Source organism: Acinetobacter sp. (assembly GCF_041919735.1).
Lineage (GTDB): Bacteria > Pseudomonadota > Gammaproteobacteria > Pseudomonadales > Moraxellaceae > Acinetobacter.
Window position 1 is genome coordinate 59,860 of the sequence record NZ_JAYRTF010000003.1, and the last position, 25,128, is coordinate 84,987.

At 45.5% G+C, this 25,128-nt stretch carries 20 protein-coding genes and 1 pseudogene; 15 read left to right on the forward strand and 6 right to left on the reverse strand.

The window, feature by feature from the left end; all coding sequences use genetic code 11:
* The first annotated feature begins 14 nt into the window (after positions 1–14).
* The 3 genes from ACE3T3_RS02565 (at position 15) to ACE3T3_RS02575 (ending at position 3,182) form a co-directional block, all read left to right on the forward strand.
* Positions 15–1,472, forward strand: a complete 1,458-nt coding sequence (locus tag ACE3T3_RS02565; RefSeq protein WP_374663758.1) for a glyceraldehyde-3-phosphate dehydrogenase — start codon at positions 15–17, stop codon at positions 1,470–1,472.
* Positions 1,473–1,796: 324 nt separating this feature from the next.
* On the forward strand, positions 1,797–2,498 hold the full coding sequence (locus tag ACE3T3_RS02570) for an MFS transporter (protein WP_374663985.1): 702 nt from the start codon (positions 1,797–1,799) through the stop codon (positions 2,496–2,498).
* 3 nt (positions 2,499–2,501) lie between these two features.
* Positions 2,502–3,182, forward strand: coding sequence for a hypothetical protein (locus tag ACE3T3_RS02575; RefSeq protein ID WP_374663760.1), 681 nt, complete (start codon positions 2,502–2,504; stop codon positions 3,180–3,182).
* A gap of 70 nt (positions 3,183–3,252) precedes the next feature.
* On the opposite strand, the gene ACE3T3_RS02580 is transcribed toward ACE3T3_RS02575, so the two are convergent.
* Entirely contained in the window at positions 3,253–4,110 is an 858-nt protein-coding gene (locus ACE3T3_RS02580) for an SDR family oxidoreductase (protein WP_374663762.1), read from the reverse strand.
* A gap of 129 nt (positions 4,111–4,239) precedes the next feature.
* Here ACE3T3_RS02580 and ACE3T3_RS02585 point away from each other — a divergent pair, with 129 nt between their 5' ends.
* Positions 4,240–4,611, forward strand: coding sequence for a winged helix-turn-helix transcriptional regulator (locus ACE3T3_RS02585; protein WP_374663764.1), 372 nt, complete (start codon positions 4,240–4,242; stop codon positions 4,609–4,611).
* A 5-nt stretch (positions 4,612–4,616) separates the two neighbouring features.
* Here the strand turns inward: ACE3T3_RS02585 and ACE3T3_RS02590 are convergent, their stop codons facing one another.
* The gene (locus tag ACE3T3_RS02590) at positions 4,617–5,822 is read right to left on the reverse strand and encodes an MFS transporter (RefSeq protein ID WP_374663766.1); all 1,206 of its coding nucleotides are present in this window, start codon (positions 5,820–5,822) and stop codon (positions 4,617–4,619) included.
* 280 nt (positions 5,823–6,102) lie between these two features.
* On the opposite strand from ACE3T3_RS02590, the gene cgtA reads away from it, so the two are divergent.
* Positions 6,103–7,317 (forward strand): Obg family GTPase CgtA, encoded by a 1,215-nt coding sequence (gene cgtA, locus ACE3T3_RS02595; protein ID WP_374663768.1) that lies wholly within the window; start codon positions 6,103–6,105, stop codon positions 7,315–7,317.
* A 40-nt stretch (positions 7,318–7,357) separates the two neighbouring features.
* On the forward strand, positions 7,358–8,491 hold the full coding sequence (gene proB, locus ACE3T3_RS02600) for a glutamate 5-kinase (RefSeq protein WP_374663770.1): 1,134 nt from the start codon (positions 7,358–7,360) through the stop codon (positions 8,489–8,491).
* 97 nt (positions 8,492–8,588) lie between these two features.
* On the opposite strand, the gene ACE3T3_RS02605 is transcribed toward proB, so the two are convergent.
* The 3 genes from ACE3T3_RS02605 to ACE3T3_RS02615 all read right to left on the reverse strand — a co-directional run bounded on the left by ACE3T3_RS02605 (position 8,589) and on the right by ACE3T3_RS02615 (position 12,621).
* Entirely contained in the window at positions 8,589–9,185 is a 597-nt protein-coding gene (locus ACE3T3_RS02605) for an undecaprenyl-diphosphatase (protein WP_374663772.1), read from the reverse strand.
* A gap of 265 nt (positions 9,186–9,450) precedes the next feature.
* Entirely contained in the window at positions 9,451–11,679 is a 2,229-nt protein-coding gene (locus ACE3T3_RS02610) for a TonB-dependent receptor family protein (protein WP_374663774.1), read from the reverse strand.
* 237 nt (positions 11,680–11,916) lie between these two features.
* Positions 11,917–12,621 carry an SIMPL domain-containing protein gene (locus tag ACE3T3_RS02615; protein ID WP_374663776.1) on the reverse strand — a complete coding sequence of 235 codons (705 nt, stop codon included), beginning with the start codon at positions 12,619–12,621 and terminating at the stop codon, positions 11,917–11,919.
* A 477-nt stretch (positions 12,622–13,098) separates the two neighbouring features.
* Here ACE3T3_RS02615 and ACE3T3_RS02620 point away from each other — a divergent pair, with 477 nt between their 5' ends.
* The 8 genes from ACE3T3_RS02620 to ACE3T3_RS02655 all read left to right on the forward strand — a co-directional run bounded on the left by ACE3T3_RS02620 (position 13,099) and on the right by ACE3T3_RS02655 (position 23,480).
* Entirely contained in the window at positions 13,099–14,472 is a 1,374-nt protein-coding gene (locus tag ACE3T3_RS02620; RefSeq protein WP_374663778.1) for a diaminobutyrate--2-oxoglutarate transaminase, read from the forward strand.
* The gene (locus ACE3T3_RS02625; protein WP_374663780.1) at positions 14,472–16,004 is read left to right on the forward strand and encodes an aspartate aminotransferase family protein; all 1,533 of its coding nucleotides are present in this window, start codon (positions 14,472–14,474) and stop codon (positions 16,002–16,004) included. Before ACE3T3_RS02620 ends, ACE3T3_RS02625 begins: the two co-directional genes overlap by 1 nt.
* Positions 16,005–16,719: 715 nt before the next feature.
* Positions 16,720–17,745, forward strand: a complete 1,026-nt coding sequence (locus tag ACE3T3_RS02630) for a substrate-binding domain-containing protein (RefSeq protein WP_374663782.1) — start codon at positions 16,720–16,722, stop codon at positions 17,743–17,745.
* 100 nt (positions 17,746–17,845) lie between these two features.
* Positions 17,846–19,225 (forward strand): phosphate ABC transporter permease subunit PstC, encoded by a 1,380-nt coding sequence (gene pstC, locus ACE3T3_RS02635; RefSeq protein ID WP_374663784.1) that lies wholly within the window; start codon positions 17,846–17,848, stop codon positions 19,223–19,225.
* On the forward strand, positions 19,225–20,616 hold the full coding sequence (gene pstA / locus ACE3T3_RS02640; protein ID WP_374663786.1) for a phosphate ABC transporter permease PstA: 1,392 nt from the start codon (positions 19,225–19,227) through the stop codon (positions 20,614–20,616). The genes pstC and pstA overlap by 1 nt, the downstream gene beginning before the upstream one ends.
* Before the next feature lie 13 nt (positions 20,617–20,629).
* Positions 20,630–21,556: a phosphate ABC transporter ATP-binding protein PstB gene (gene pstB, locus ACE3T3_RS02645; RefSeq protein ID WP_374663788.1), complete on the forward strand. Its 927-nt coding sequence runs from the start codon at positions 20,630–20,632 to the stop codon at positions 21,554–21,556.
* 265 nt (positions 21,557–21,821) lie between these two features.
* Complete coding sequence (gene sohB, locus ACE3T3_RS02650; RefSeq protein WP_374663790.1) at positions 21,822–22,784, forward strand: protease SohB; 963 nt, start codon at positions 21,822–21,824, stop codon at positions 22,782–22,784.
* A gap of 279 nt (positions 22,785–23,063) precedes the next feature.
* Positions 23,064–23,480, forward strand: coding sequence for a hypothetical protein (locus tag ACE3T3_RS02655; RefSeq protein ID WP_374663792.1), 417 nt, complete (start codon positions 23,064–23,066; stop codon positions 23,478–23,480).
* Between the two features lie 389 nt (positions 23,481–23,869).
* On the opposite strand, the gene ACE3T3_RS02660 is transcribed toward ACE3T3_RS02655, so the two are convergent.
* A complete protein-coding gene (locus ACE3T3_RS02660; RefSeq protein WP_374663794.1) occupies positions 23,870–24,508 on the reverse strand; it encodes a DUF2238 domain-containing protein in 639 nt (212 codons plus the stop codon).
* A gap of 319 nt (positions 24,509–24,827) precedes the next feature.
* Between ACE3T3_RS02660 and ACE3T3_RS02665 the strand changes: the two are divergent.
* A pseudogene (locus tag ACE3T3_RS02665) lies at positions 24,828–25,067 on the forward strand (hypothetical protein).
* Positions 25,068–25,128 lie beyond the last annotated feature (61 nt).

The following is a 25,128-nucleotide window of genomic DNA, read 5'->3' on the forward strand; positions in this document are numbered from 1 at the left end:
TAGAGGACGTATCTGTGAGCAAAGAGACTATTATCGCCCTACATGCAGAGCACCAAGGTCGCTGGAAAAACCGTGAAGAAATCGCGGAACAAATGATCGCTTTGATCGGTCAGCTGTACCGTGAAAAAAATATTGTTGTTTCAGTATTCGGACGTTCTTTAGTTAACCGTTCAGTGATCCAGATTTTAAAAGCGCACCGTTTCACCCGTATGATGGACGTTGAGCTTTCAGTTGTTCACACATTCCCAATCCTTGAAGCTTTAGCGAAAATCGAAAATATCGGTACAGCCGAAATTGATCTTGGCAAATTGGCTGTTGCTTTTAAAGAGCAAGGCGGGGATGTTGACGCATTTGTTGCAAATGAAGTGAAATCTGTTGAAGGCCGCGCGACTTCTGTTGAAGGCCGTGACGTTGTTCTTTACGGTTTTGGCCGCATCGGCCGCATTTTAGCGCGCCTGATGATCGGTCAATCTGGTTTAGGCCGCGGCTTGAACCTGAAAGCAATTGTTGTGCGTAAATCTTCTGATGGCGATTTGGAAAAACGCGCGTCTTTATTGCGCCGTGACTCTATCCATGGCCCATTCTCAGGCACTATTTCTGTAGATGAAGAAAACGAAGCAATCATTGCCAACGGTCAATTCATCAAAGTGATCTATGCGTCTAACCCATCTGAAGTGGATTACACTGCTTATGGCATCGAAAATGCGCTTGTGATCGACAACACTGGTAAATGGCGTGATGCTGAAGGCCTTGCTCAGCACCTGAAATGCCCAGGCGCTGCCCGCGTAATCTTGACTGCACCTGGCAAAGGTGACATGAAGAACGTTGTATTTGGCGTGAACCAAGCAGACATTCTTGATGAAGATACCATCATTTCTGCTGCAAGCTGCACAACCAACGCGATTACACCGACACTGAAAGTGTTGAATGACAAGTACACAGTGATCAATGGCCACGTTGAAACAGTTCACTCGTTCACAAACGACCAGAACTTGATCGACAATTACCATAAAGCTGACCGCCGCGGCCGTGCAGCAACATTAAACATGGTGATCACTGAAACTGGCGCAGCGAAAGCAGTTGCAAAAGCGCTTCCAGCGCTTCAAGGCAAATTGACAGGCAACTCTGTACGCGTTCCTACACCAAACGTTTCTCTTGCAATCCTGAACTTGACGCTGGATAAAGAAGTTGACCGTGAAGAAGTGAACGAATACATCCGTCAAATTTCTATCAGCTCTAACCTTCAAGGTCAAATCGGCTATACAAACTCAACTGAAGTTGTATCGTCTGACTTTATCGGTTCGCGCACTGCAGGTGTATTTGATGCGCAAGCAACAATCACTTCAGGCAACCGTTTAACAGCTTATGTTTGGTATGACAACGAAGTCGGCTACAGCTGCCAAGTGCTGCGCATTGCTGAACAAATGGGCGGCGTAAGCTATCCAAAAATTCCTGCTGAAAAGAATGCTTAATTCTTTTAAGTAAAAAGAAGGGCCTCATTTGAGGTCCTTTTTTTTATGCTTATCTTTATGGTGCAGGGTGTGAAAAGCCGCCTGAACATCAGTTGGGGAGGCTGCAATTCGGATTGATCAAAAGCAGCAGGCATCTGCCGGCATTCAGCCACTGTGTCTGTATCCAGACTCTGTTACAATATGGAAAATATTTATATTTTTATCATTAAACTAATGAAATTTATCAATAAAAACTACAAAAAATTGCAAACTGAGTTTTATTTTTAAGGCACGATAAGGCGTATAAATAAAAAAGCAAAAGGATTGAAGTTGCAAGTAAAGCACATGCTCAGTGGACTGGCATTTATTGTGTTTGCTGCGCTCTGTGGCGTGCTCATCGCCATTTGGGTGTTTAAACATTTTAATATTTACATTCCGCTTGAAAATCAAAGCGTCAATATTGACCTGCAGGAACCGCTGCAAGCGGAAGTGAAAATTCATGATGCGCTGGATGTCGATGTCACAGGCCGGGTGAATGCGGAAATTCCCATCCATGAAAATTTAAATATTCCTTTGACGCAGACGCTCACGCCACGGGTGTATTTCGATAACCAAGTGCCGATCAAAACCACGATTCCTGTGCGTGAAACCTTAAAAGTGAATCAAAGCTTACCGGTAGACACTCAAGTTCAGGTCAAGGTTTTAGGGCAGGATGTGACTTTGCCGCTGAAAGGCAATATCCCGATTCAGCTGGATATTCCTGTGCATATTGATGTGCCGCTTGAGCAGAAAGTCCATTTGAAATTTGATGCGCCAGTCAAAACCGTGTTGAAAGAAAATCTGCATATTCCGCTGAATGCCACCTTAAAAACCAATATTCCAATTGAAGGCAATTTGAATGTGCCCATTAAAACGGCATTAAAAGCCACGGTGGATGTGCAAAACACCTTGCCGGTAAAGATTCAAAAAGGCGAGCTGGTGATCCCGCTGAAAACCATGCGTTTGAAACAAGCTCAAGCACAGCCTGATGCTGCGGCTCAGGAGTAAGCTATGTGGATATTTGAGTCACCTAAGCGGATGATCCTCAGTTTTATTGCTGCGGTGCTTTTGGTGGCGGTGCTGTTTTGGCTGTATTTAAATATGTATGCGTCAATGCAGGTGCGCGCGAATCATGCTGATATTCAGCTGTCGCATTCATTGCCGACCAAAATTTCTGTGGGCAATTATCTGCAAACCCAGTCCATTGGCACTTTAGATACTCACATTGACTTGGACCGCCAGCTGCAATTGCCTTTAAAAGGAAAATATTTGGCGAATCTGCAATTCAGCGTTGAAGTGCCTATTGCTGTGAATATTGATTATCTGACCAAAATTAAAATTAATCAGACCATGCCTTTAGAGGCCACAACGGATTTGGTGGTTAAAAATAAACTGGTGCCGGAACAGCCGTTAAAAATGGATATTCCCATTCAGCTGGATGTGCCGTTTCATTTAAAGCACACTTATCATCTTCCCGTTCGAATTCATTTTAATGGCCCCGTGTATTTTCAGTTTGATGAAATGGTGGGGCTGCATGTGGTGCATCAATTTGCGCCGCAGCTGAAGCTCAATGACCCGATGACCATGCGTAAAATCGCCAGTTTCAATGCCACAATGTACAACGCGGAACGCAATACCAAAGCCAATCTCAACATGAATATGGATCTGCCGCTGAACAGCCTGCGCCCTTAAGTTCAGCGAAGCATTCATCTGAAGCCGCTTAAAAAAAGCCCGATCGATGAATCGGGCTTTTTAGTTTGGCTTAGTTTTGCAGCGCGGCTTTGACAGCCTCTTGAATTGAGGTGCTTGGATGGCCAATCAGCTGTTCAAGGGTTTTGTCGGTGCTGTACATTGCGCCTTTGGCGGTTTGCACATCGGCATCGACAATGACCTCTACCAGACCTTGCGGTAAGCCCGCCTGTAACAGTCCTTGCGTGTATTCTGCAGCGGATAGATTTTGATAATGCACAGCTTTACCTGAAACATTTGCAATGGTTTGCGCTAAATCTGCCCTGGTAAAACTTGCGGAACCAGCCAATTCATAAGTTTTGTTTTCATGGCCGGACGCCGCCAAAACTTTGGCTGCGGCTTCCGCGTAGTCTTTACGGGAAGCTGAGCTGATTTTACCGTCTTGCGCTGCGCCGTACAGTACACCGGATTCAGCAATCTGCTGCACATCGGCTAAATAATTATCGCTATACCAGTTGTTGCGCAAAAAGGTATAGGCCAGGCCGCTGTTTTTGATCAGCGCTTCGGTTTCACGGTGTTCTTGCGCTAGGCCAAGCGGTGAATGGTCTGCATGCAATAGGCTGGTATAAGCGATATAAGGCACGCCCGCCTGTTGAGCTGCTTCAATGACGGCTTGATGCTGCGGCGTGCGGCGTCCAACCTCATTGGCGGAAATGAGCAGAAGCTTATCGATGCCTTGCAGGGCAGGGGCTAATGTTTCCGGCGCATCATAATCAAAGCGGCGCAATTCTACGCCTTGCTGTTTCAGTGTTGCGGCTTTGGCTTCATTGCGCACCAAGGCGATAATGTGTGAAGCGGGGACTTCTTTTAACAGCGCTTGAATGACGAGTTGTCCTAGTTGGCCGGTTGCGCCTGTGATTGCAATTTTCATGATCGGACCTCTGAATATGTGGATTAGACTTGTCTATAAAATGTACTTGATGGGGTTATCTTATTCTGTTAACTTACTTATTGAAAGTACATACCAAAAAGTAAGTTTATTACGCATTGGAGAGAATTGATGAGCACATACGCTCCAAGTAAATTATTAGGTCAAGTTTTATCTGCCAATTGCCCTTCACGGGAAATTTTGGAGCACATTACCAGCAAATGGTCGGTGCTGGTTTTGCGCTGTCTCAGGGATGGGGTGCACCGTTTCAGTGAATTAAAGCAGCGCATTGAAGGAATCAGTGAAAAAATGCTGGCGCAGACGCTGAGAACGCTGGAGCAGGATGGTTTTATTCTGCGCACGGTCTATCCGGTGGTGCCGCCAAAAGTGGAATATCAGCTGACCATTACCGGTTCGCAGGCGGCGGAAAAAATCATCTATTTGATTGACTGGATTGAAACCTGCCTGCCGGAAATTGTCGAAAATAAAGTCAAAACGGCATAAAGGCTTTATGCAGATGATGCAGTTTTTTGCATTGCCTTAAAGTCAAAACGGTCGATGGCAAAAATCGCCAGCGCATAGCCTAAGGCAAAGCTGACGCAGCCCAGCCAGCCCCAATGTTGCCAGGCATAAACTGCTGTCAGTGAGCCCAAGGCTGCTCCCGAAAAGTAGATGGTCATATAGACGGCATTGATGCGCGAACGCGCAGCAGGGTTAATGCGGTAAACCAAATTTTGGTTCAGCACATGAAATGCGGTTAAGCCAAAGTAGCTCATTAGCACGCCGCAGGCATACAGCACAATATTCTGCTGCGCAAAGGCCAGCGGAATGCAGGACAGCAGCAGCAGGCTGATGCAGGTCAAGGCCACTTTATTTTCTTTGCCTAAGCCGGCCTTTTTTCCAGACCAGCTGGATGAATAGATGCCGATCACGCCCAATAAGCCAAACAAGCCGATTTCAAAATCACTGAAACGGTAAGGCGGATTGGCCAAGACAAAAGTCATAGAGGTAAAAATCATCGACAAAATAGCGAAGCCAAACGCGCCTGCGCATGCCCTGCGGATGAGGTGCGGTTCTGTACGCGCCAATTGCAGCAAGGATCGGTAGGTTTTCCAGACTGTCAGCTGCGGATTAGGCTGCGTAGGCGGCAGTTTTTTCCACATCAGCAGGGCAAACATTAAAGTTGCGATTCCGCTGCTGAAATAAACCCAGTGCCATGACCATAGTGTTGAAACCAAGCCTGCAAACGTGCGCGATAAAATAATGCCGAGGACCAGGCCGCTCATCAGCTTGCCGACAATGGCAGCGCTTTGTGATGCAGGGCTGATGCTGGAGGCAAAGGGAATCAAGATTTGCGCGGAAATGGCGCCGAAGGTCGCGCACATGGTAAAGGCATAAAGCCAAATGATATTTTGACTGAAAGACAGCAAAATTTGCGACAGCGCGGCAAAAATCATCAGGCTGACAATCAGTTTGCGCTTATTCAGCAAATCCCCCAAAGGCACCAGCAGCATCAGGCCCAAACCATAGCCGGCTTGCGCTAAAACCACCGCCAAGCCGGCTTGATCTGCCGTGATGCTTAAACTTTTTTGAATGGAGTAAATCAGCGGCTGGTTAAAATAGGCCGAACCTGCACAGAGCCCGCAGGCCAGCGCCATCAGTAAAACAAATTGCGGATTTAATGGGGGATTGGCGTGAGGCTGCTGCGGAGGCATGAACATATCCATATGAACATTGTGCCTCGAACTATAGCTTTGCACTGCTGGAAACAGAAATAAGAAAAAACGATGGCATGATTCAAAAACACTATGGCCGATCGGCCGAAATCATAAATTTGCGCAGCAGCAGAACCGCAGAATCATTTTTAGCGGGACAAAGCAGTGAAAAGACAGGTGAAAATGCTAAATACTGGAAAAATGCTGAATAAATCTATTCGAGAAATTCTTTAAAATATGGCAGAATAGGCGGTTTTAAAGTTTTTAGAGGATTGGCAAGATGCGCTTTGTTGATGAAGCAGTCATTACCGTAGAGGCTGGCGACGGTGGCAATGGCGTGGCCAGTTTTCGCCGTGAAAAATTCGTGCCATTTGGCGGTCCAGATGGCGGTGACGGTGGCCGTGGCGGCAGTGTTTATATTCAAGCTGACGACGACACCAGTACACTTGTAGATTATCGTTATACCCGTAGATTCCGTGCTGAGCGCGGTAAAAATGGTGCAGGCGCAAACTGTGCTGGCCGCGGTGGTGAAACTACCATTCTGAAAGTTCCAGTAGGAACCACCATCGTTGATACAGAATCAGGCGACATTATTGGCGACTTAGTCGAAGACGGTCAAAAAGTATTGGTTGCCAAAGGCGGTGACGGCGGTTTGGGCAACACTCATTTTAAATCGTCAACCAACCGCAGCCCGCGTCAATGTACGCACGGCATTAAAGGCGAATACCGTGAAATCCGCCTTGAATTGAAAGTTTTGGCAGATGTGGGCTTGCTGGGCATGCCAAATGCTGGCAAGTCAACCTTTATCCGCGCAGTATCGGCGGCTAAGCCAAAAGTCGCAGATTATCCATTTACCACCATGGTGCCGAACCTTGGCGTGGTGGATGCGGACCGTCACCGTTCATTTGTGATGGCGGATATTCCAGGCTTAATTGAAGGCGCGGCTGAAGGCGCAGGTTTAGGGATCCGCTTCCTGAAACACTTGGCGCGTACCCGCATTTTGCTTCACATTGTAGATGTGCAGCCGATTGACGGTTCAGACCCTGCATATAATGCCAAAGCTATTTTGGGCGAATTGGAAAAATTCTCTCCAACTTTGTCTAAGCTGCCGATCGTTCTGGTATTGAACAAGCTGGATCAATTGCCGGATGAAAGCTGTGATGAATGGTGTGACCATATTCTGGAAGAGCTGGACTGGAAAGGCCCAGTATTCAAAACATCTGGCTTGATGTCGGAAGGCACCAAAGACGTTGTGTATTACTTGATGGATCAAATCGAAGAACAGCGTGAGCGTGAAGCTGAAGATCCAGAATACGCAGCGGAAATGAAAGCATTCCGTGATCAGCTTGAAGTTGAAACACGTGAACAAACCATCGCAGCGAAAGAAGCATACCGCGCTTTACGCCGTCAGCAGCGTCTTGAAGGCCTAATCGGTGATGACGAAGATGACGACGAAGATGGTGAAGATGAAGCAGAATCGTACTACGTACGTTAATCGCTGAAGAAGAGTCAAAGCAAACAAGTCTGAGGACAAGATGATAGAAGTGGTAGATGGTCAGCGACAGCTCAAGGGCTGTAAACGTATCGTTGTTAAAATCGGATCATCTTTACTCACAGCAAACGGAAAAGGTTTAGATCTGGACGCGATCTCGCATTGGGCGGGGCAAATCGCAGAACTGCATAATGCAGGGCACGAGATCATTCTGGTGTCTTCCGGCGCTGTGGCTGAAGGTATGGTTCGGATGCAATTAGACAGCCGGCCCACAGATCTACCCAGTCTGCAGGCTTGTGCGGCCATTGGCCAGATGGGGCTCATCCATACTTGGTCGAGCGTATTGGAACAGCGTTCTATCCGCACAGCCCAAGTTTTGCTGACCCATGATGACCTTGCAGACCGCCGCCGTTACCTCAATTCATGCGATGCTTTGCAGCATCTGATTGATTGGCGCGTGATTCCTGTGATCAATGAAAACGACACAGTGTCTACCGATGAAATCCGTTTCGGCGATAATGACACTTTGGCGGCCATGGTGGCAGGTCAGGTGCATGCAGACTTGCTGGTGATTTTAACTGATCAGGAAGGCATGTTCGATTCTGATCCGCGTTCGAATCCAAACGCAAAACTGTTCCATACCGTGCGTGCCATGGATGAGACACTGTTTGATATGGCTGGCGGCGGCGGTAAATTCGGCCGCGGCGGCATGCTGACCAAAGTGCGTGCAGCGCGCTTGGCGGCAAAATCAGGCTGTCCAACTGTGATCGCCAGCGGCGACAGCGATAATGTGCTGTCACGGGTGATGGCTGGTGAGCTGCTGGGAACATTATTCATTACCGATAATGACCGCGTGACTGCGCATCAGCAATGGCTGGCGGCGCATTTGCAAACCGCGGGCCGTCTGGTGATTGATGATGGTGCGGTGAAAGCCATCCGTGACAATCACCGCAGCTTATTGCCTGTGGGCGTGAAAGCCGTTGAAGGGCATTTTGAACGCGGTGATGTGGTGGAGTGTGTTGATACGGCAGGCCATCGCGTAGCTGTCGGCCGTGTCAACTTCAGTTCACGCTCGGCGGAAATTGTCAAAGGCTTGGCGTCAGACAAAGTCCATCAGGTCTTGGGCGAAGCGCGCTCTTTGGAGATGATTCACCGCAATCATATGTCAATCTATTAAATTTTAAAGACCAAAAGCTTTAACGATAAAAAATCCCGTTCAAGAGCGGGATTTTTTATGTTGAATTTTTATTCTTCGTCGGATTGTATGCTGAGCTTTATTTAATCAGTCCTTTTGCAATTAAAGGCTGAAGCAGTTTTGAGTAAACCGCCATGATCCATGCCATCAGCTGTTCTTTATATTTATTCCAAAGGCTTTGACCAGAAGCATTGACCGCAAAGGCCAAGAAGAATGCGCCAAGCATGTCAATGGGAAAATGCACGCCGACGTATATCCGGGCCCAGGCAACAAGCCAGGCGAGAATCAGCAAAAATTTGCCGACTTGGCGCTGATTGGAAAAATAATAAGCGAAGCCGATGCTGCTTAAAATCGCCATGTGATTGCTTGGAAATGAACCTGTGGGCGCGTGTTCAATTAAGGTGCGGCCAGCCTCTATGACAAAGGGCCGGGGCGTGCTGAATATTGCCGATGCAATTTCACTGAGCATTAAGGTGATGCAGGTGAAAATGAAGGCTTTTAAGATATGCTTTTTAACCTGATAATCTCCGCGCAGCCACAGCAGAACAAAAATTAAAACAAGCAGATAGATTAAATCCTTGGCAATAAAAATTGCATAATGCATCATGAATGGAGAGGCCTGTTCAGGCGCATTCAGGATATTGAATAAATAGAGGTTTAAGCTGTCGATGGTCATGACAAGAATATGAATAATAAAGAAAATTTGACAAGGACTTTATCAAATAATATTTGGCGCAATGTAATTTAATGCAGCTAAATTGAAATATTATTATTGCTTTATTCAATGCCGCATTGCTACGGTGAAGAGGATGGCGATGATAACGAGATGGACAGCAAAACAGATGACACAATCAAAAAATCCCGCTCTTGAGCGGGATTTTTTGCAGCTTTATTTAAGCCATTGCTTATTTATAGCTCTATTTAACGCCGTTATTCAGCGCTTAGAAATCAAATGAGGTTTGCAGGAAGAACGTGCGCGGCTGGCCGACATATTTACCGCCTGTACCATCGGTAGAGCGGGTGTAATATTGTTTGTCGAACACGTTTTTAATGCCTGCAGCAACTTTTAAGCCATTCAGCTGCTGGCTAAAGTCATATCCTGCACGCACAGCAAATGTAGAGTAGCCGACAATATCGCCATATTTGCCGTTTGCTGTTTCTTCTGTCTGATAATAGCCTGCAGGCAGGGATTTATCAGGGTTATTTGGAGAATGCTGCTTAGACTGGGCAAACATATCCGCATTGACTGTCCATTGATCATGCTGATAGCCAACACCTAAATTGCCGACATGCTGTGAATAAAACGGTAAATCTTTGCCTTCAAATTCGCCCGCTTCCGCAACTGCTTTGGTATAGGTGTAATTGCCGTAAACTTTTAAGCCTTCCAATGCTTCGAATAGGCTGCCGAAATCATAGCTGAGGCCGGTTTCAACGCCTTTATGGCTGGTCGCGCCTAAGTTAGTCCATAGGCCATTGCCAGTGCTGTCGCGTTCTAATTGTAGTTCTTTATCAAAATCTAAATAAAACACGGTCATTTCGGCAGTTAGGCCATTGCCTAAATATTTGGTGCCGATTTCATAGTTTTTAGATTTTTCAGGATTGAGGCCGTCTAAGGTTGAAACGGCGCTGCCGCTGGTGCTGTTGGTTGTGGCCAGTTGGTTGTATTGCTGCGGGCCAAATGAAACGCCGGCATTGGCAAAAATGTTCCATTGTTCAGTCGCTTTATACAAAATTGATAAGCTAGGCAGAAATTCATCAGACTGAATGGATGGGCTGACAGAAGAGTCAAATTGGCCGTTTTTGTACACATTGAAGGTGTTGTGGGTATCAATTGATTCGAAGCGCAGGCCGGGGGTGATGTTCCATTGGCCTAGCTCAAAGCGGTTGTCTATATAGAATGCATGCGCTTTGGTGCCGCCATCGCTGGTGGTGCGTGTGATAAATTCGCCTGGCTGGGCATTGAGCGCATAATCAGCGCGGCCGGCACGTTCTGAGCTTTGTTCATCCATATAGCGGTAGCCGACGGTCACTTCATTTTGCGTGCTGCCTAGGCTGTATGTGCGTGAGTAGCGCGGCTCAATGGCAAATACTTTATAGTCGCGCGGCGCTTCATCCAGACGCTTGAATGCAGTGCCATTTTTGTCAGTCTGATCGGTCAGTAAATTACTGGTGCGGAATGAATCAATATAATAGCTGAGCAATTCAAAATTATTAACATTATCTTTATGCGTATAGCGCAATGAAACATCTGAACGGCGCCCGCTGAAATAACTGCGCTGATTGCTGGACTGATATGGATTTTCCGCGAAAGCCGCAGCAGTCAAGCCTTCAGGCATCTCGCCGAAACCCTCGTAATGGTGCAGATTGAACGCCACTTGATCTTGGTCAGTAAGGCTGTAAGACGATTTCAGCATCACATCGTCAATATCGGTTTTATTGTTGTTTTCACGGTAGCCATTGCCTTTGGTGCCGGAGTACAGCAGGGCAAGGCCTAAACCGTTGTCCAATGTCCCGCCCACAAACAGATTTGGGCTGAATTTGGTTTGATCCGTACCGGAAGCATACTCAGTGTTTAAGCTGACTGAGCCTGAAAATTCTTCAGGAATGCTGCGCGTTGTAAAATTGATGATCCCGCCTACGTTTTGTGGTCCAAAGCGGACAGAACCCGCACCGCGGACCACATCGACAGATTCAATATTGCCCAAGGATACTGGCGCTAAAGACAATTGCGGCTGGCCATAAGGGGCAAAGGATAAAGGCACGCCATCCATAAGCACGGTAGAGCGCGGAGAAAGGCGTGAAGCCAAGCCGCGCACACCAATGTTCAATGAAACATCGCTGCCGCCTGTGCCGTTATTTTCTTGGACTTGAACCCCCGGCACTTGGCGCAGGGCATCTTTTAATGAGGTCGAAGCGGTTTCATCCAGGCGTTTGCGGTCCACAATTGTCCGCGCGCCGGCATGCTGCTGTACTTTTTCTGCATTTGCATTTTCCAGCCAGTTGCCTTGGGCTTCAATGGTAATGGTCGGCAGCACTTGGCTGCTGGAAGCCGATTGTCCATCTTCGGCATGCGCTGCCGCAATGCAAAACATGGACATCGCAACAGCGAGGCTCAGCTGTGATGCTTGAAAAGTTAAATTTTGCGCAGCAAGAGGGCGTGAACAAATCATGATAATGTGGGAAATTGGTTACAGAGAGGCTGTATGATAAGCGCGCTTAATGAAAAAATAAATAATAATTATTATCAAATAGGAAGTTATTTGCGCGTATGAATAAAAAATCTTTGCTGAAAGATCTAGCGTGAAAAAAACCGCAGTGCTCAGAGCAAGCAGCTGCGGTTTTTAATCTGAAAAAGATGCAAAAAATGCATTTAAAGCGTATTGGGCAAAAGCCTGCCGGACAGTAATTTATTTAAACTGAATGGTGCCATTGGCGTTCACTGTAATTTTAGACTCACCGCCTGCCATGGCTTGTTCCGCAATCATATCTGCGGGAGGGGCGGCTTTCATCATGGACATGCGCGGAACGGGTTGGCCGCCGTAATTGCTGGTGTTTAAATTCAGATTGACTAAGTTATAGCTTGATTTATTCCATGCCTGCGCTAAAGCTTGCGCGCGCTGCTGAAAATTCTTTGACGCTTCAATCATTAGCTCATTTTCAGCTTTTTTCCGCTGTGCGTCTGATACAGAGAAGTTGATGGACTGCGTTTGGAAGTTTTGCTGCAATTCGCTCACCAGCTGGCTGGCTGCTTTAAAATCGGTGCTTTCCAAACGGATTTCAGCACGTCCGCGCCATTCTTTTAATTTGCGGCTGTCATTGTCGTAAATCGGGTAGGTGGTTTGAGAGCCTGTTTCAATTTTAACATTCGGGTATTTGCGCGCCGTATGGACGGCCTGCGTCATCAACTGGTTGATTTGCGAAGCCAGCTCAGCAGGCTGCTTATTTGATTTTTCAATATACAGCACCGCAGTCATTTCATCATTGGAAATTTGCCGCGCCGCTTCAGCTTGAATATTGACGATATTGTAGTTGAGCTGATCGCTGTTTTGCGCATTTGCGGCCGCGCTGAATGCCGCGCCAGCCAATAAAGCAGAAAGAACGATTGTACGCATAAGACACCTATTGTTTTTTAATTTCGCTTTTATGAAGCATTTGTAAAAATGGTAAACGCTGATTGTGGAAAATTTCGGAAAATATTGTGGTCGGATTGTTAAAAAAATCTGCATGCGCCTGGGCTTGAAAATAATTAAAAAATATTAGATATGAATGCCTTAAATTATTTTGTGCCGGGGTTTTACAATAAACCCCAAGAACATTTAAAAAAGACTAAACTAAAGGGGTTTTCTTTGCGCTGTCACATTGTAAGATGATAATTTCCCCTATAGGAAAATGTGATAGGTTTTTTTGATGAAAATTAGGGAATTTAAGCCACAAAAGGCGTTTATTTTCCTGAAAAAAACTGTATCATCCGCCTCTTAGTTTTGATGTGTAAAGAAACCGTCAAACTGAAACTTATAAAGCACCGAGTCAAAGGACCGCAAGTCACCAGACTTATTTCTTTCAACCCATATCAGAGATGGTAATTCGATATGAGCGTTTCTTCTGTAAACCCTGCCGCTAATTCTACTAACGAATACTACCTGACTCGCCAAAGTCAGATGGAATCCAATGTTCGTAGCTATCCGCGTAAACTTCCACTTGCGATAGCAAAAGCTTTAGGCTGCTGGGTTACTGATGTTGAAGGTACAGAGTACCTCGATTGTTTAGCTGGGGCAGGAACACTGGCTTTAGGCCATAATCATCCTGCGGTCATTCAAAGTATTCAAGACACGCTTGCAAGCGGTCTCCCTTTGCATACTTTGGATTTAACGACGCCATTAAAAGATGCATTTACTGAAGCATTGCTTGAGCAATTGCCTGGCGGTAAAGAAGAGTATTGCCTGCAGTTCTGTGGCCCATCTGGTGCAGATGGTACAGAAGCGGCAATTAAATTAGCAAAAACCTACACTGGTCGTAGCTCAGTAATCAGCTTCTCAGGCGGTTACCATGGTATGACTCACGGTTCTTTAGCGATGACAGGTAACTTGTCAGCGAAGAATGCAGTGAATGGCTTAATGCCGGGTGTACAATTTATGCCATATCCGCATGAATACCGCTGCCCATTGGGTATTGGCGGTGAAGCGGGTGTTGATGCATTAACTTATTATTTCGAAAACTTCATTGAAGATGTCGAGAGCGGTGTAACCAAACCTGCAGCTGTGATTCTTGAAGCGATTCAAGGTGAAGGCGGTGTTGTTACTGCACCAGTAAAATGGCTGCAAAAAATCCGTGAAGTGACTGAAAAGCACAACATCGTATTGATTCTGGATGAAGTTCAAGCAGGCTTTGGCCGTTCAGGTAAAATGTTTGCGTTCGAACATGCAGGGATTGAACCAGACGTAATAGTCATGTCGAAAGCAGTGGGCGGCAGCTTACCGCTTGCGGTACTGGGCATTAAACGTAAGTTTGATGCTTGGCAACCAGCGGGTCACACCGGTACTTTCCGTGGTAACCAGCTTGCGATGGGTACAGGTCTTGCAACGATCAAAACCATTAAAGAACAAAACTTGGCGCAAAACGCACAAGAACGTGGTGATTTCCTTCAAGCTGAAATGAAAAAATTAGCGGTGGAATTCCCATGTATCGGTAACGTACGCGGCCGTGGTTTGATGATTGGTATTGAAATCGTAGATGAACGCCAAAAAGCAGATCACATGGGTTCTTTACCGGGTGATTCTCAATTGGCAGCAGCGATTCAAGCCGCATGTTTTAACAACAAATTGCTGTTAGAAAAAGGTGGTCGTAACGGTACAGTCATTCGTTTACTTTGCCCATTGATCATCAATCAAGCTGAATGTGAAGAAGTGATTGTTCGCTTCAAAAAAGCACTTGCTGAAGCTCTAGTTGCAGTTCGAGGCGCGTAATGGTTGATTTTGCAGAACATCGTAAAGCGTTATTCTGCAATGATGCACAATCCATTGCTGACTATCAGTCAGCAATGGGCGAAGCGGTAAAAGCCGTTTCTGCATGGTTGCAAAATGACAAAATGTACACCGGCGGCAGCATCAAAGAGCTTCGCAGTGCAATTGCATTTAATCCTTCTAAAGAAGGTATGGGTGTACAAAAATCGCTAGACCGTATGGTTGAGCTTTTCCTCAATAAAAGCTTAAAAGTACATCACCCGCATTCACTTGCGCATTTGCATTGTCCAACAATGGTCACCAGTCAAATCGCAGAAGTGCTGATCAACGCAACGAACCAATCAATGGACTCATGGGATCAAAGCCCTGCAGGCTCATTGATGGAAGTTCAGTTGATTGATTGGCTGCGTCAAAAAGTTGGTTACGGTGCAGGTCAAGCAGGTGTATTCACCTCTGGCGGTACACAGTCGAACTTGATGGGCGTTTTGCTTGCGCGTGATGCGTGCATCGCGAAAAACTGGAAAGACGAAAACGGCAATCCGTGGTCGGTTCAGCGTGATGGCGTGCCTGCTGAAGCTATGCGCAACGTTAAAGTCATTTGTTCTGAAAATGCGCATTTCTCTGTGCAAAAGAACATGGCGATGATGGGCATGGGCTTCCAGTCTGTTGTGACTGTTCCTGTGAACGACAACGCGCAGATGGATGTCGATGCACTTGAGAAAACCATGGCACATCTTCAGTCTGAAGGTAAAATTGTGGCATGCGTAGTGGCAACTGCAGGTACGACTGATGCAGGCGCGATTGATCCATTGAAAGAAATCCGTGAAATCACCAACAAATATGGCGCGTGGATGCATATCGACGCAGCATGGGGTGGTGCACTGATTCTTTCGAATGACTATCGTTCGATGCTGGATGGTATCGAGCTGTCTGATTCTGTGACACTGGATTTCCATAAGCATTATTTCCAAACGATTTCATGCGGCGCATTCTTGCTGAAAGACGAAGCAAACTACCGTTTCATGCATTATGAAGCTGAGTATTTAAACTCGGCTTATGATGAAGAGCACGGTGTTCCGAACTTGGTGTCTAAGTCATTGCAAACTACACGCCGTTTTGATGCATTGAAATTGTGGATGACGGTTGAAGCACTTGGTGAAGAGCTTTACGGTTCGATGATTGACCACGGTGTGAAATTGACGCGTGATGTTGCAGATTATATTAATGCAACTGACGGTCTAGAAATGTTGGTTGATCCGCAATTTGCATCGGTCTTGTTCCGTGTGGTGCCAGCAGGCTATCCAACTGAATTGTTGGATACATTGAACCAAAACGTTGCAGACGAATTGTTTGCACGTGGTGAAGCGAATATTGGTGTCACTAAAGTCGGTCAGGTCCAATCTTTGAAAATGACCACTTTAAGCCCAGTGGCGACTTTAGATAACGTGAAGAACTTGCTTGCACTGGTGCTTGCAGAAGCGGATCGTATCAAAGGCCCAATCGCGGATGGTACATATACACCTGCAATTGATTAATTGATTGCAAGTGTGAGAAGAGGAGGCCGAATGGCTTCCTTTTTTATACTTGAAACTGCACAATCGCATTTGCTTTGCAGAATTAAAATGGCATTGCGTAAGTGATATTTTACTTTTCAGGGATGAAAAGTAACAAAAATCCTTTGCAGCATTGAAGGGATATCCTATCCCTCAATGCTGCATGGCGGCATCCATGCCACCGGTCATCTAAATCAATTTTGTCTATTGTTAAAGAAATTTAAAGCTTTAAGTTAAGCTGAAAGTAGTGGGCAAATTCATTTGGAAAATAAGTTTCAAGGCTTAAATCCAACCCTAAATATCGTATTTTCCGTGACTTCAACGCCAAAAAATTTTAAGTTAAAGTCAAAAACCTCTTGAGCTAGGGAGTTATTGTCATCCTTTTCAGCAGTGTTCTAATTTGCAGAGTTTTTGCAATTCATCATTTAAAAGATGAAAGCATAATGTAGCATTGCAATAAAAATTTACGTTTTGAGCATTAAAAATGCAGTAGAATAATAAAATTAAAATATACATTAGATATTGAAAATTAAAGAAATAAAATTAAATTAAAGATCAAAAAGTAATTATCATTAAACCGTCATAAAGCTGTAACCTATCTGTCATACTCTAAACTCAAAATGCAGTTATCGAAATAAGTACAAAACTGAATAAAAAGTGGCGTACTCCTAAACTGTATCAAATAAGAGAGATCAGAATGCGCTTTAATAACATCGCAATTGCATTGGCATTAACTGGGGCGGCGGCTGCAACAACTGCAAACGCAGCACGTGACACGATTCAAATCGCCGGTTCTTCAACCGTATTGCCTTATGCAAGTATTGTGGCTGAAGAGTTTGGCAACACTTTCCCGCAGTTTAAAGCGCCAGTGGTCGGTTCAGGCGGCACATCAGGCGGCTTGAAGCAATTCTGTACTGGTGTTGGCGACAATACCATCGATATCGCAAACGCATCTCGTAAAATCAAAGACACTGAATTGGCAGCGTGTAAAAAAGCCGGTGTAAATCAAGTCTTGGAAATTAAAATCGGTTATGACGGCATTGTATTTGCTTCAAATGCAAAAAAAGCAGCATTTAAACTTCGACCGCAGCACGTTTATGCCGCGCTAGCAGCTGAATTGCCATCAAACGGCAAAATGGTTGCAAACCCATACACCCGTTGGAATCAAATCGATCCAACACTGCCAAATGAAGCGATCACTTTGGTGATTCCAGCATCGAACCACGGTACGCGTGAAGTGTTCCAAGAGAAAATGGTTGATGCGGGCTGTGAAACATATGCAGCGATCAAAGCGCTTGATAAAGATGCACAAAAGAAAGCATGTTCAACTTTCCGTAAAGATGGCAAAGTCATTGAAATTTCTGGTGACTACACCGAAACATTGGCCCGCTTAAAAACGTCTCCAAATGCAGTAGGTGTATTCGGTCTAGGCTTCTATGATCAAAACCGCGACAAATTGCGTGTAGCGACAGTGAACAATGTAGCGCCATCAGAGAAAACTATTCTGAATGGTTCTTACCCGGTTTCTCGCCCATTGTTCTTCTACGTGAAAGGCGAACACTTGAAATCAATCAAAGGCTTGCCGCAGTACACTGAGTTCTTCCTGAGCAAAAAAGTATCAGGCAAAGGCTCTAAGCTTGAGAAAGCAGGCTTGATTTCAATGTCTGATAAAGAGCGCGCTAAAGTTCTAGCGGACTTTAAAGCAGGCAAATCGGTTAAATAAGATTGAAAAATAAGCTGAGGGCAGGGATAACCTGCCTTTGGCCTTTTGCAAAGAAAAAGTTTTTTCAAAGAATGAAAATTGAAAAAACGGTGGAGAATACATGAATCTGCTGCTTATAGGTGTACTGCTGGCAATTATTGCCATCGCCTATCAAATAGGCTTAACCAAAAGCCGGAAGATGGCAGGCAAGGGAAATAATTCAGCCATGCTGCATTCGCGCCCGGGCTATTATGGCGCTCTGGTTGCACTTTGGTGCGGTATCCCTGCTTTTTTAATTTTGATTGTTTGGAATATTGTTGAACCAAGCATTTTAAAACATGTGGTCTTAGACAGTGTGCCTGCGCAAGTTAAAGCAGCGCTTGATCCTGCAAGCACCAGCGTATTGATTGACCGCGTACAGGCCATCGCTTCAGGTTTCGGTGTCAGTGATCAGCCGGCAGCGTATGAAGTCGCGGCGGCGCAGCAGCTGGCTAAATTTGAAAATATTGCTTCCTTTGCCAAACTGGCGGTGGTGATCTGTGCGGCGCTGATTGGCCTTGTCTGGGCAAAAAGCCGTGTCGCGCAGCAGTTCCGCGCTCGAAATCAAGTTGAAAAAGTGATTAATGTGGCTTTGGCGCTGTGTTCGGGTGTCGCGATTCTGACTACCGTCGGCATTGTGATGTCGATGTTCAGCGAAGCGATGCGTTTCTTCAGTTTTGTCAGCCCGCTGGACTTCTTCTTTGGCACAGAATGGAACCCCGGCTTCAGCACCTCCGGCAATGCGGAAGGCAGCTACGGCTTGCTTCCATTGCTTTGGGGCACCTTGATGGTCAGCGGCATTGCGCTGCTGGTGGCAGTGCCTGTAGGCCTGATGATTGCGATTTATCTTGCTGAATATGCTAAACCAGCTTTCCGTTCATGGGCAAAACCGGCGATTGAGATTCTGGCGGGTATTCCAACGATTGTTTACGGTGTTTTCGCCTTAATGGTGATTGGCCCGTTTCTCAAACAGCTCGGCGCGTATATTGGTTTAGACATCAATGCGACAAGCGCATTAACCGCTGGCTTTGTGATGGGTATTATGATCATCCCGTTTGTGTCTTCGCTGTCGGATGACATTATCACGCAAGTGCCGCGTTCACTTCGCGACGGCTCATTAGGCCTTGGCGCGACCAAGTCTGAAACAATCCGTCAGGTGGTGGTTCCAGCTGCCTTGCCGGGCATTATCGGTGCATTTTTGCTGGCCGCTTCCCGCGCCATTGGCGAAACCATGATTGTGGTGCTGGCTGCCGGCAATAGCCCGCTGCTGCATGTAAACCCGCTTGAAGCGATTTCGACAGTAACCATTACAATCGTCAACCAATTAACGGGCGATACGGACTTTGCCAGCCCGCAGGCTCTGGTGGCATTCGCATTAGGCTTAACCCTGTTTGTGATTACCTTAGGTTTGAACATTGTCGCGCTGTACATTGTGCGCAAATACCGTGAGCAATACGAATAATGAGCACTTCAAACACATCATCTATGGATCAGGTTTTAGATCCTCGAGCTGCGGCTGAATTACGCGAAAAACGTAAGAAAACCATTGAAAGCTCATTATCGAAGCGTCACCGCAAAGAAAAAGTATTTAAATTTTTCGGCTTCTCTGCAGTGATCACAGGCTTGCTGTTTGTTGCGCTGCTGTTTGGAAGCATCTTAATTAAAGGCTTGCCGTCATTTTGGCAAAGCAGCATGACCGTTCCTGTGTATTTCGATCCGGCCATTATCACTGCCGGGCCAAAACCCGTGCAAAAAGCCGGTGAAACACCCGCGCACTATCAAGAGCGCTATGTGGCTTGGCAAACTGATATGGGCATGGTGGATTGGGATGCTTTAATTGCGAATGGCTTAATTGCAAAAGATAAAGCGCTGGAATCTAAACGTGACGATTTAACTTCGCTGTATACCAGTTCTGAAGCTTACCGTTTGCGTGACATGGTGTTTGCAGATCCATCGCTGGTCGGCAAGAAGCAGGACATTAAAATTTTGGCGGATGCCAATGTCGATGTCTGGCTGGCTGGCAATATTGATCGTTCTTTGCCGGACGATCAGCAGCAGCTGAGCCCAGAAGTGCGTCAATTGGCGGATCAGCTGAAAGCGCAAGGCATTATCACCAATAGCTTCAACACCAGTATTTTCACCAATCCAGATTCACGCAGTTCACCGGCAACAGCAGGCTTGGCTGGCGCGTTCATGGGCTCATTGTTCATGATGATGATTGTGATCATTATCTCAATTCCAATTGGTGTCGCATCAGCAGTTTATTTGGAAGAGTTTGCGCCTAAAAACTGGATTACCGATGTGGTTGAAGTCAACATCAACAACTTGGCAGCGGTACCATCGATTGTGTTCGGTTTGCTTGGGGCATCCATCTTTATTGGCTGGATGCACCTGCCGCTGTCTGCACCATTGGTGGGTGGTTTGGTATTAAGTTTGATGACTTTGCCTACTGTGATTATTACTACGCGCGCATCGTTAAAAGCAGTGCCGCCATCGATTCGTCAAGCCGCTTTGGGCCTGGGCGCATCGCGTTTGCAAACGGTATTTCACCACGTGCTGCCGCTCGCGCTGCCGGGCATTTTAACTGGCGCAATCATTGGTGTCGCGCAAGCCTTGGGGGAAACTGCACCTTTGCTTTTAATCGGCATGAGCGCTTTTGTGGCAAGTGTGCCTGCAACACCATTGGATCAATCTACAGCATTGCCAGTACAGATCTTCTTGTGGCAAGGCAACGAACTGCGCAACTTCTTTGAGGGCCGTACCGCGGCTGCCATTATTGTACTTCTTGCGCTCATGATCGGCTTAAACAGTTTAGCCATCTGGTTACGAAAGAAATTTGAAGTCCGCTGGTAAGTGGGAGCATGATATGAATACTGCAACGGCAACATCTAAAACAAATTCCTTAGATCAGGATAAATCAGTGAATCCAGAGCAAACAAATTTTACAGCTTCTTCGGATGCTCAAAAGCAAACTTCGACTTCATTTGTATCGCAGTTTGATACACAGCCGCATTCTAAAAAAGATGAAAAAACCAAGAATGTAAAACTCAGCACGTCAGATGTGCATGTGTATTATGGCGAAGCTGAAGCGATCAAAGGCATTGATCTGCAGGTGTATGAAAATGAAGTCATCGCATTTATCGGGCCGTCCGGCTGCGGTAAATCGACTTTCCTGCGTACATTAAACCGCATGAATGACACCATTGATTCATGCCGTGTGACCGGTAAAGTGATGCTGGACAATCAAGACATCTATGATCCAAATCTGGATGTGGTGCTGCTGCGCGCGCAAGTCGGCATGGTATTCCAGAAACCGAACCCATTTCCCAAGTCTATTTTTGACAACGTGGCTTACGGCCCGAAACTGCATGGACTGGCGCGTGACAAATATGACATGGAAGAGATCGTGGAAAACAGCTTGCGTAAAGCCGGTCTGTGGGACGAAGTCAAAGACCGTTTAAGCCAGCCGGGTACAGGTTTGTCTGGTGGTCAGCAGCAGCGTTTATGCATTGCGCGCACCATTGCGGTATCGCCTGAAGTGATTTTGATGGATGAGCCATGTTCGGCGCTGGATCCGATTGCAACGGCCAAAGTGGAAGAATTGATTTCAGAATTGTCGAATCAATATACCATTGCGATTGTGACGCACTCCATGCAGCAAGCGGCGCGTGTATCTGACCGTACGGCATACTTCCATTTGGGTGATTTGATTGAAGTGAACTCGACTGAAAAAGTCTTTACCCAGCCGGATCATCAATTGACGGAAGCTTATATTACCGGCCGTTTCGGCTGATTTTGCCAACGATATCCAAAGAGCCTATTTCATAGGCTCTTTTTTATGGCTGAGAGTTTTAAGCTGCTGTTCATGATGGCTGGATCTTAATTTGGCTGAGGGACTGCAAGGTTGATATTTTTGATTTGAATTGGTGCTTTTGATCATGTTTAAGCAGCTGTGCATTTTTTTCAATGAGAATTATTTTCAAAATTTACATTGAATTTTTGTGATGAAACCCACATGTTATACAGCATAAATATGAATTAAATGAGTTTCGATTTTTATGCTATTTCATACAACCAAACTGCCTGCCGAAATCCGCATTCATCATCTCAATGCGCGTATTAACGAACAACGAAAAAAAATGGCTCAATCGGCAGGGTCGAAATTAGAATTCTTTCAACTGACGCAGCAGCTGGCAAAAGAAGCCCGCGCGCGTAAAAAAAATAATCAAAAAATTTATGTCTTGGATTTCAAAGGCGATACAGCCGCTTCTGCTGTAGAACATTTGCGTGAAGAAATTACCTTAATTCTAGCCACTGCAAAATCTGGCCGCGACCGTGTCGTGGTCCGCCTGGAAAGTCCGGGCGGCATGGTGCATGGCTACGGCTTGGCCGCTGCGCAGCTGGTGCGTTTGCGTGATGCAGGCTTTCATCTCACCATTTGTGTAGATAAAGTGGCGGCCAGCGGCGGCTATATGATGGCGTGCATTGGCTCGGAAATTATTTCTGCGCCTTTTGCTGTAGTGGGTTCAATTGGCGTGGTTGCGCAAGTGCCGAATTTCAACCGCCTGCTGAAAGAAAAGCATATTGATTTTGAACTGTATACGGCAGGCCAATTTAAGCGCACAGTCACCATGTTTGGTGAAAATACTGCAGAAGGCAAAGCCAAGTTTGAAGAAGAGCTGCAGCAGACGCATGAGCTGTTCAAGCACTTTGTAGAAAAATACCGTCCGAAACTGAATGTTGAAAAAGTGGCGACCGGTGAGCATTGGTATGGACAAGATGCGCTGGATTTGAACTTGGTCGATCAGCTGAAAACTTCCGATGAATATCTGCTGAGTTTATTGCCTCAGCATGATGTGTATGTCATTGAAACCCGCAAAAAACCGACTTTAGGCGAAAAAATAGGACTGCAAGCTGCGCAAGTGGCTGATTCATTGGTGCCTGCTGTTATGTCAAAAGTTATGGAGTCTTTGAGCAAGGCCAATGCCAGCCTGGTTCAGCTGCGCGATCCTAAACTTTAAGAAGATAATGATTTTGCAATTAAAGCCCGCGTTAGCGGGCTTTTTTTATGGATCATTCAATCGCTTAGGCCTGATTTTCAGCAATATTCCATCCGCTGTTTTATTTGGCCTGATTGCTTTATTATTTGGGGGATCAGTTCTATTTTTGGCTTTTCGACACACTATTGAAGTGCTGGTTTTTTATCCAGAGTTGATAAAGAGCATGAAAAGAGAAAGGGTGCCGCTATGTTTGCAATATGGCAGATTTTGAGTGTGATACTCATGCAAGGCAACTAAAATATGCATGCTTTTTTGGTCTTTTGCGGCATTTTGAGTTTGGTGCTGCTGCCATTTTTAAGCTATCTCTTTGTCGTGCCTCGATTAAAAAATATCAATCATAAACAAACATTGCCTTTTTTCAGCTTGCTGCCGGGCGCATGTGTTTTAGCGCTGGCTGCCTATATCAAAACAGACCGGCCGATTGAAATATCCAAAGCCTGCGGCACTGTGCAGTTTTATAAAACCTATTCCTTAAGGCATGATCATTTTAAGCGGATTGCGATCTTATTTGATGGTGGGCAATATAATCGGCACTTGCGTTTTGATGAACACATTGACCGGAAACGGACAGGGGAGCAAGTGTGTTTTGAATATTTGGACAAGTTTAAAAATCCAGACTTGGCTGAATCTAAAATATTGAACTGGCGCAGTGGATGATAATGCGGCTTTGCCGCCAAAAGAGTTTGCTGAGCGTTAAATTCAGGCATATTTTTTTGGCACGATTGGCTTGAAAAATATCGTCTTTGATGAGTGGTTTTTACGATAAAAACAGCAAATATTCGCTTTACGGCACATGCCGCGCTGTTTGATTCAACAGTGATTTTAATGGCGGTTTGTCTGCTGTTTTGTACTGCAGTATATCTGTTCTCATCTGTATAAAGGATGCCCCTTTGAATTTGTGAGCATTTGCTGAAGACGCTCAATATATCGCATTTGTGAAGAAAAGCCTTACTTTTAAACGGCGGATAAAGTGGCGCTGCAGCTGGAAACTGCAGCCGCAGATCAATGATTGTGTCTTGATTTCATGGACAGGTAAAGCGTGGCCGCTATTTCAGCGGTGATACCGGCTTTTTCAGCAAGCAGATCGTTCCTGTGATCATAGCGCCAGCCGTTGCTAGCAGCATATCTTTATGCGCATCCCAATTGTCGCCTTGCTGGCCATTATAATTTTCAGCTTCCTCTGGGGATAAGCCTATCGCAATTAGCCATTCGATCCATTCATACAATAGGCTGGTGGCCATCACAAATTGAATGACCAATACATATAGCGTAAATGGTTTGAGTGAAGGCAGCCAAACTTGAAACAGCCGGAGAAAGACCGGATAGAGCAATAAGCCATAAGCAAGATGCACGAACCGATCGTACATGTTGCGTGGCCAGCCCATGGTTTGATTTAAATCAAAATGAAAATACTGAATCAGCCATTCATTATAAGGCACATAAGAATATAAATAATGCGCGCCTAGAATATGAATCAGTAAAAAACCAATATATAAGGCAAAACTGTAAAAGGTGAAACCAATTTTTTTGTGGCAGAACAAAAGCGCCGCCAGCATAAATGCTGTGCCTGCCTGATGCAGTAAATAGGAGTCAAATTCGAGCGGATGAATGCTGGCGATCGCCACAGCCAGTAAGAGTATTGCGAGGCAAATCCAGTGTTTAAGGCTAAACTGGGTTTCAATCATTTATTATGTTCAATGTAAATATCAATAAGGCATAAAAGGCGGGGCTGAAGCCGAGCTGTCTCAGTGTAATGGCAAATGAAATTTAAGCAATGCCATCTTTTGTTTGCTTATTTTGCATAAAGCATGTGTGAGGTGGAATTCGATTGCTTTTTTAGCGGCGTAAGCGGATTGATTGACTGTTAAAACAGCTGAATATTCATTGCTGTTTTCTAAGCCATTTTATAAATTAATTATAAGGGTGATGAGACTGCGGCAAGGGCTTTTCATAACTGAATCGCTTAAACTGTATTTATATTTTTAAATTTTCTAGGTAGTGTTGATGGCTGTTATAGAAGCATTCGAAGCAAAACAGAATTGCTATTTTAATTATGACTTTGAATAATTGGATTTATCGGAAGATTTTCCAGAAGAACTGTCTGTGTCTTTGCGCGGCATGCTGTACCGTCACGAAATTCAGTATCCTGAAGTCACTTACTATATTTATTACAGTGATGTATTAACAGGCTGTGAGTTGCAGCGTATGAAAGACGATTGGGCGAAATATTGCCCAATGCAATAAAAATTCCCTCTCCTTGCAGAGCAATGCTCTTTATCCCAAGGGGAGAAGGAGTTTTGTTTTT

Excerpts from the sequence above, each read along its gene's own strand:
- ACE3T3_RS02570 (WP_374663985.1), top strand. The coding sequence starts at position 1,797 with ATGCTCAGTGGACTGGCATTTATTGTGTTTGCTGCGCTCTGTGGCGTG.
- ACE3T3_RS02610 (WP_374663774.1), bottom strand. The coding sequence starts at position 11,679 with ATGATTTGTTCACGCCCTCTTGCTGCGCAAAATTTAACTTTTCAAGCA.
- ACE3T3_RS02620 (WP_374663778.1), top strand. The coding sequence starts at position 13,099 with ATGAGCGTTTCTTCTGTAAACCCTGCCGCTAATTCTACTAACGAATAC.
- ACE3T3_RS02615 (WP_374663776.1), bottom strand. The coding sequence starts at position 12,621 with ATGCGTACAATCGTTCTTTCTGCTTTATTGGCTGGCGCGGCATTCAGC.
- ACE3T3_RS02630 (WP_374663782.1), top strand. The coding sequence starts at position 16,720 with ATGCGCTTTAATAACATCGCAATTGCATTGGCATTAACTGGGGCGGCG.
- ACE3T3_RS02605 (WP_374663772.1), bottom strand. The coding sequence starts at position 9,185 with ATGACCATCGACAGCTTAAACCTCTATTTATTCAATATCCTGAATGCG.
- proB (WP_374663770.1), top strand. The coding sequence starts at position 7,358 with ATGATAGAAGTGGTAGATGGTCAGCGACAGCTCAAGGGCTGTAAACGT.
- pstC (WP_374663784.1), top strand. The coding sequence starts at position 17,846 with ATGAATCTGCTGCTTATAGGTGTACTGCTGGCAATTATTGCCATCGCC.
- sohB (WP_374663790.1), top strand. The coding sequence starts at position 21,822 with ATGCTATTTCATACAACCAAACTGCCTGCCGAAATCCGCATTCATCAT.
- ACE3T3_RS02585 (WP_374663764.1), top strand. The coding sequence starts at position 4,240 with ATGAGCACATACGCTCCAAGTAAATTATTAGGTCAAGTTTTATCTGCC.
- cgtA (WP_374663768.1), top strand. The coding sequence starts at position 6,103 with ATGCGCTTTGTTGATGAAGCAGTCATTACCGTAGAGGCTGGCGACGGT.
- ACE3T3_RS02580 (WP_374663762.1), bottom strand. The coding sequence starts at position 4,110 with ATGAAAATTGCAATCACAGGCGCAACCGGCCAACTAGGACAACTCGTC.
- ACE3T3_RS02575 (WP_374663760.1), top strand. The coding sequence starts at position 2,502 with ATGTGGATATTTGAGTCACCTAAGCGGATGATCCTCAGTTTTATTGCT.
- ACE3T3_RS02655 (WP_374663792.1), top strand. The coding sequence starts at position 23,064 with ATGCATGCTTTTTTGGTCTTTTGCGGCATTTTGAGTTTGGTGCTGCTG.
- ACE3T3_RS02625 (WP_374663780.1), top strand. The coding sequence starts at position 14,472 with ATGGTTGATTTTGCAGAACATCGTAAAGCGTTATTCTGCAATGATGCA.
- pstB (WP_374663788.1), top strand. The coding sequence starts at position 20,630 with ATGAATACTGCAACGGCAACATCTAAAACAAATTCCTTAGATCAGGAT.
- ACE3T3_RS02590 (WP_374663766.1), bottom strand. The coding sequence starts at position 5,822 with ATGCCTCCGCAGCAGCCTCACGCCAATCCCCCATTAAATCCGCAATTT.
- ACE3T3_RS02660 (WP_374663794.1), bottom strand. The coding sequence starts at position 24,508 with ATGATTGAAACCCAGTTTAGCCTTAAACACTGGATTTGCCTCGCAATA.
- pstA (WP_374663786.1), top strand. The coding sequence starts at position 19,225 with ATGAGCACTTCAAACACATCATCTATGGATCAGGTTTTAGATCCTCGA.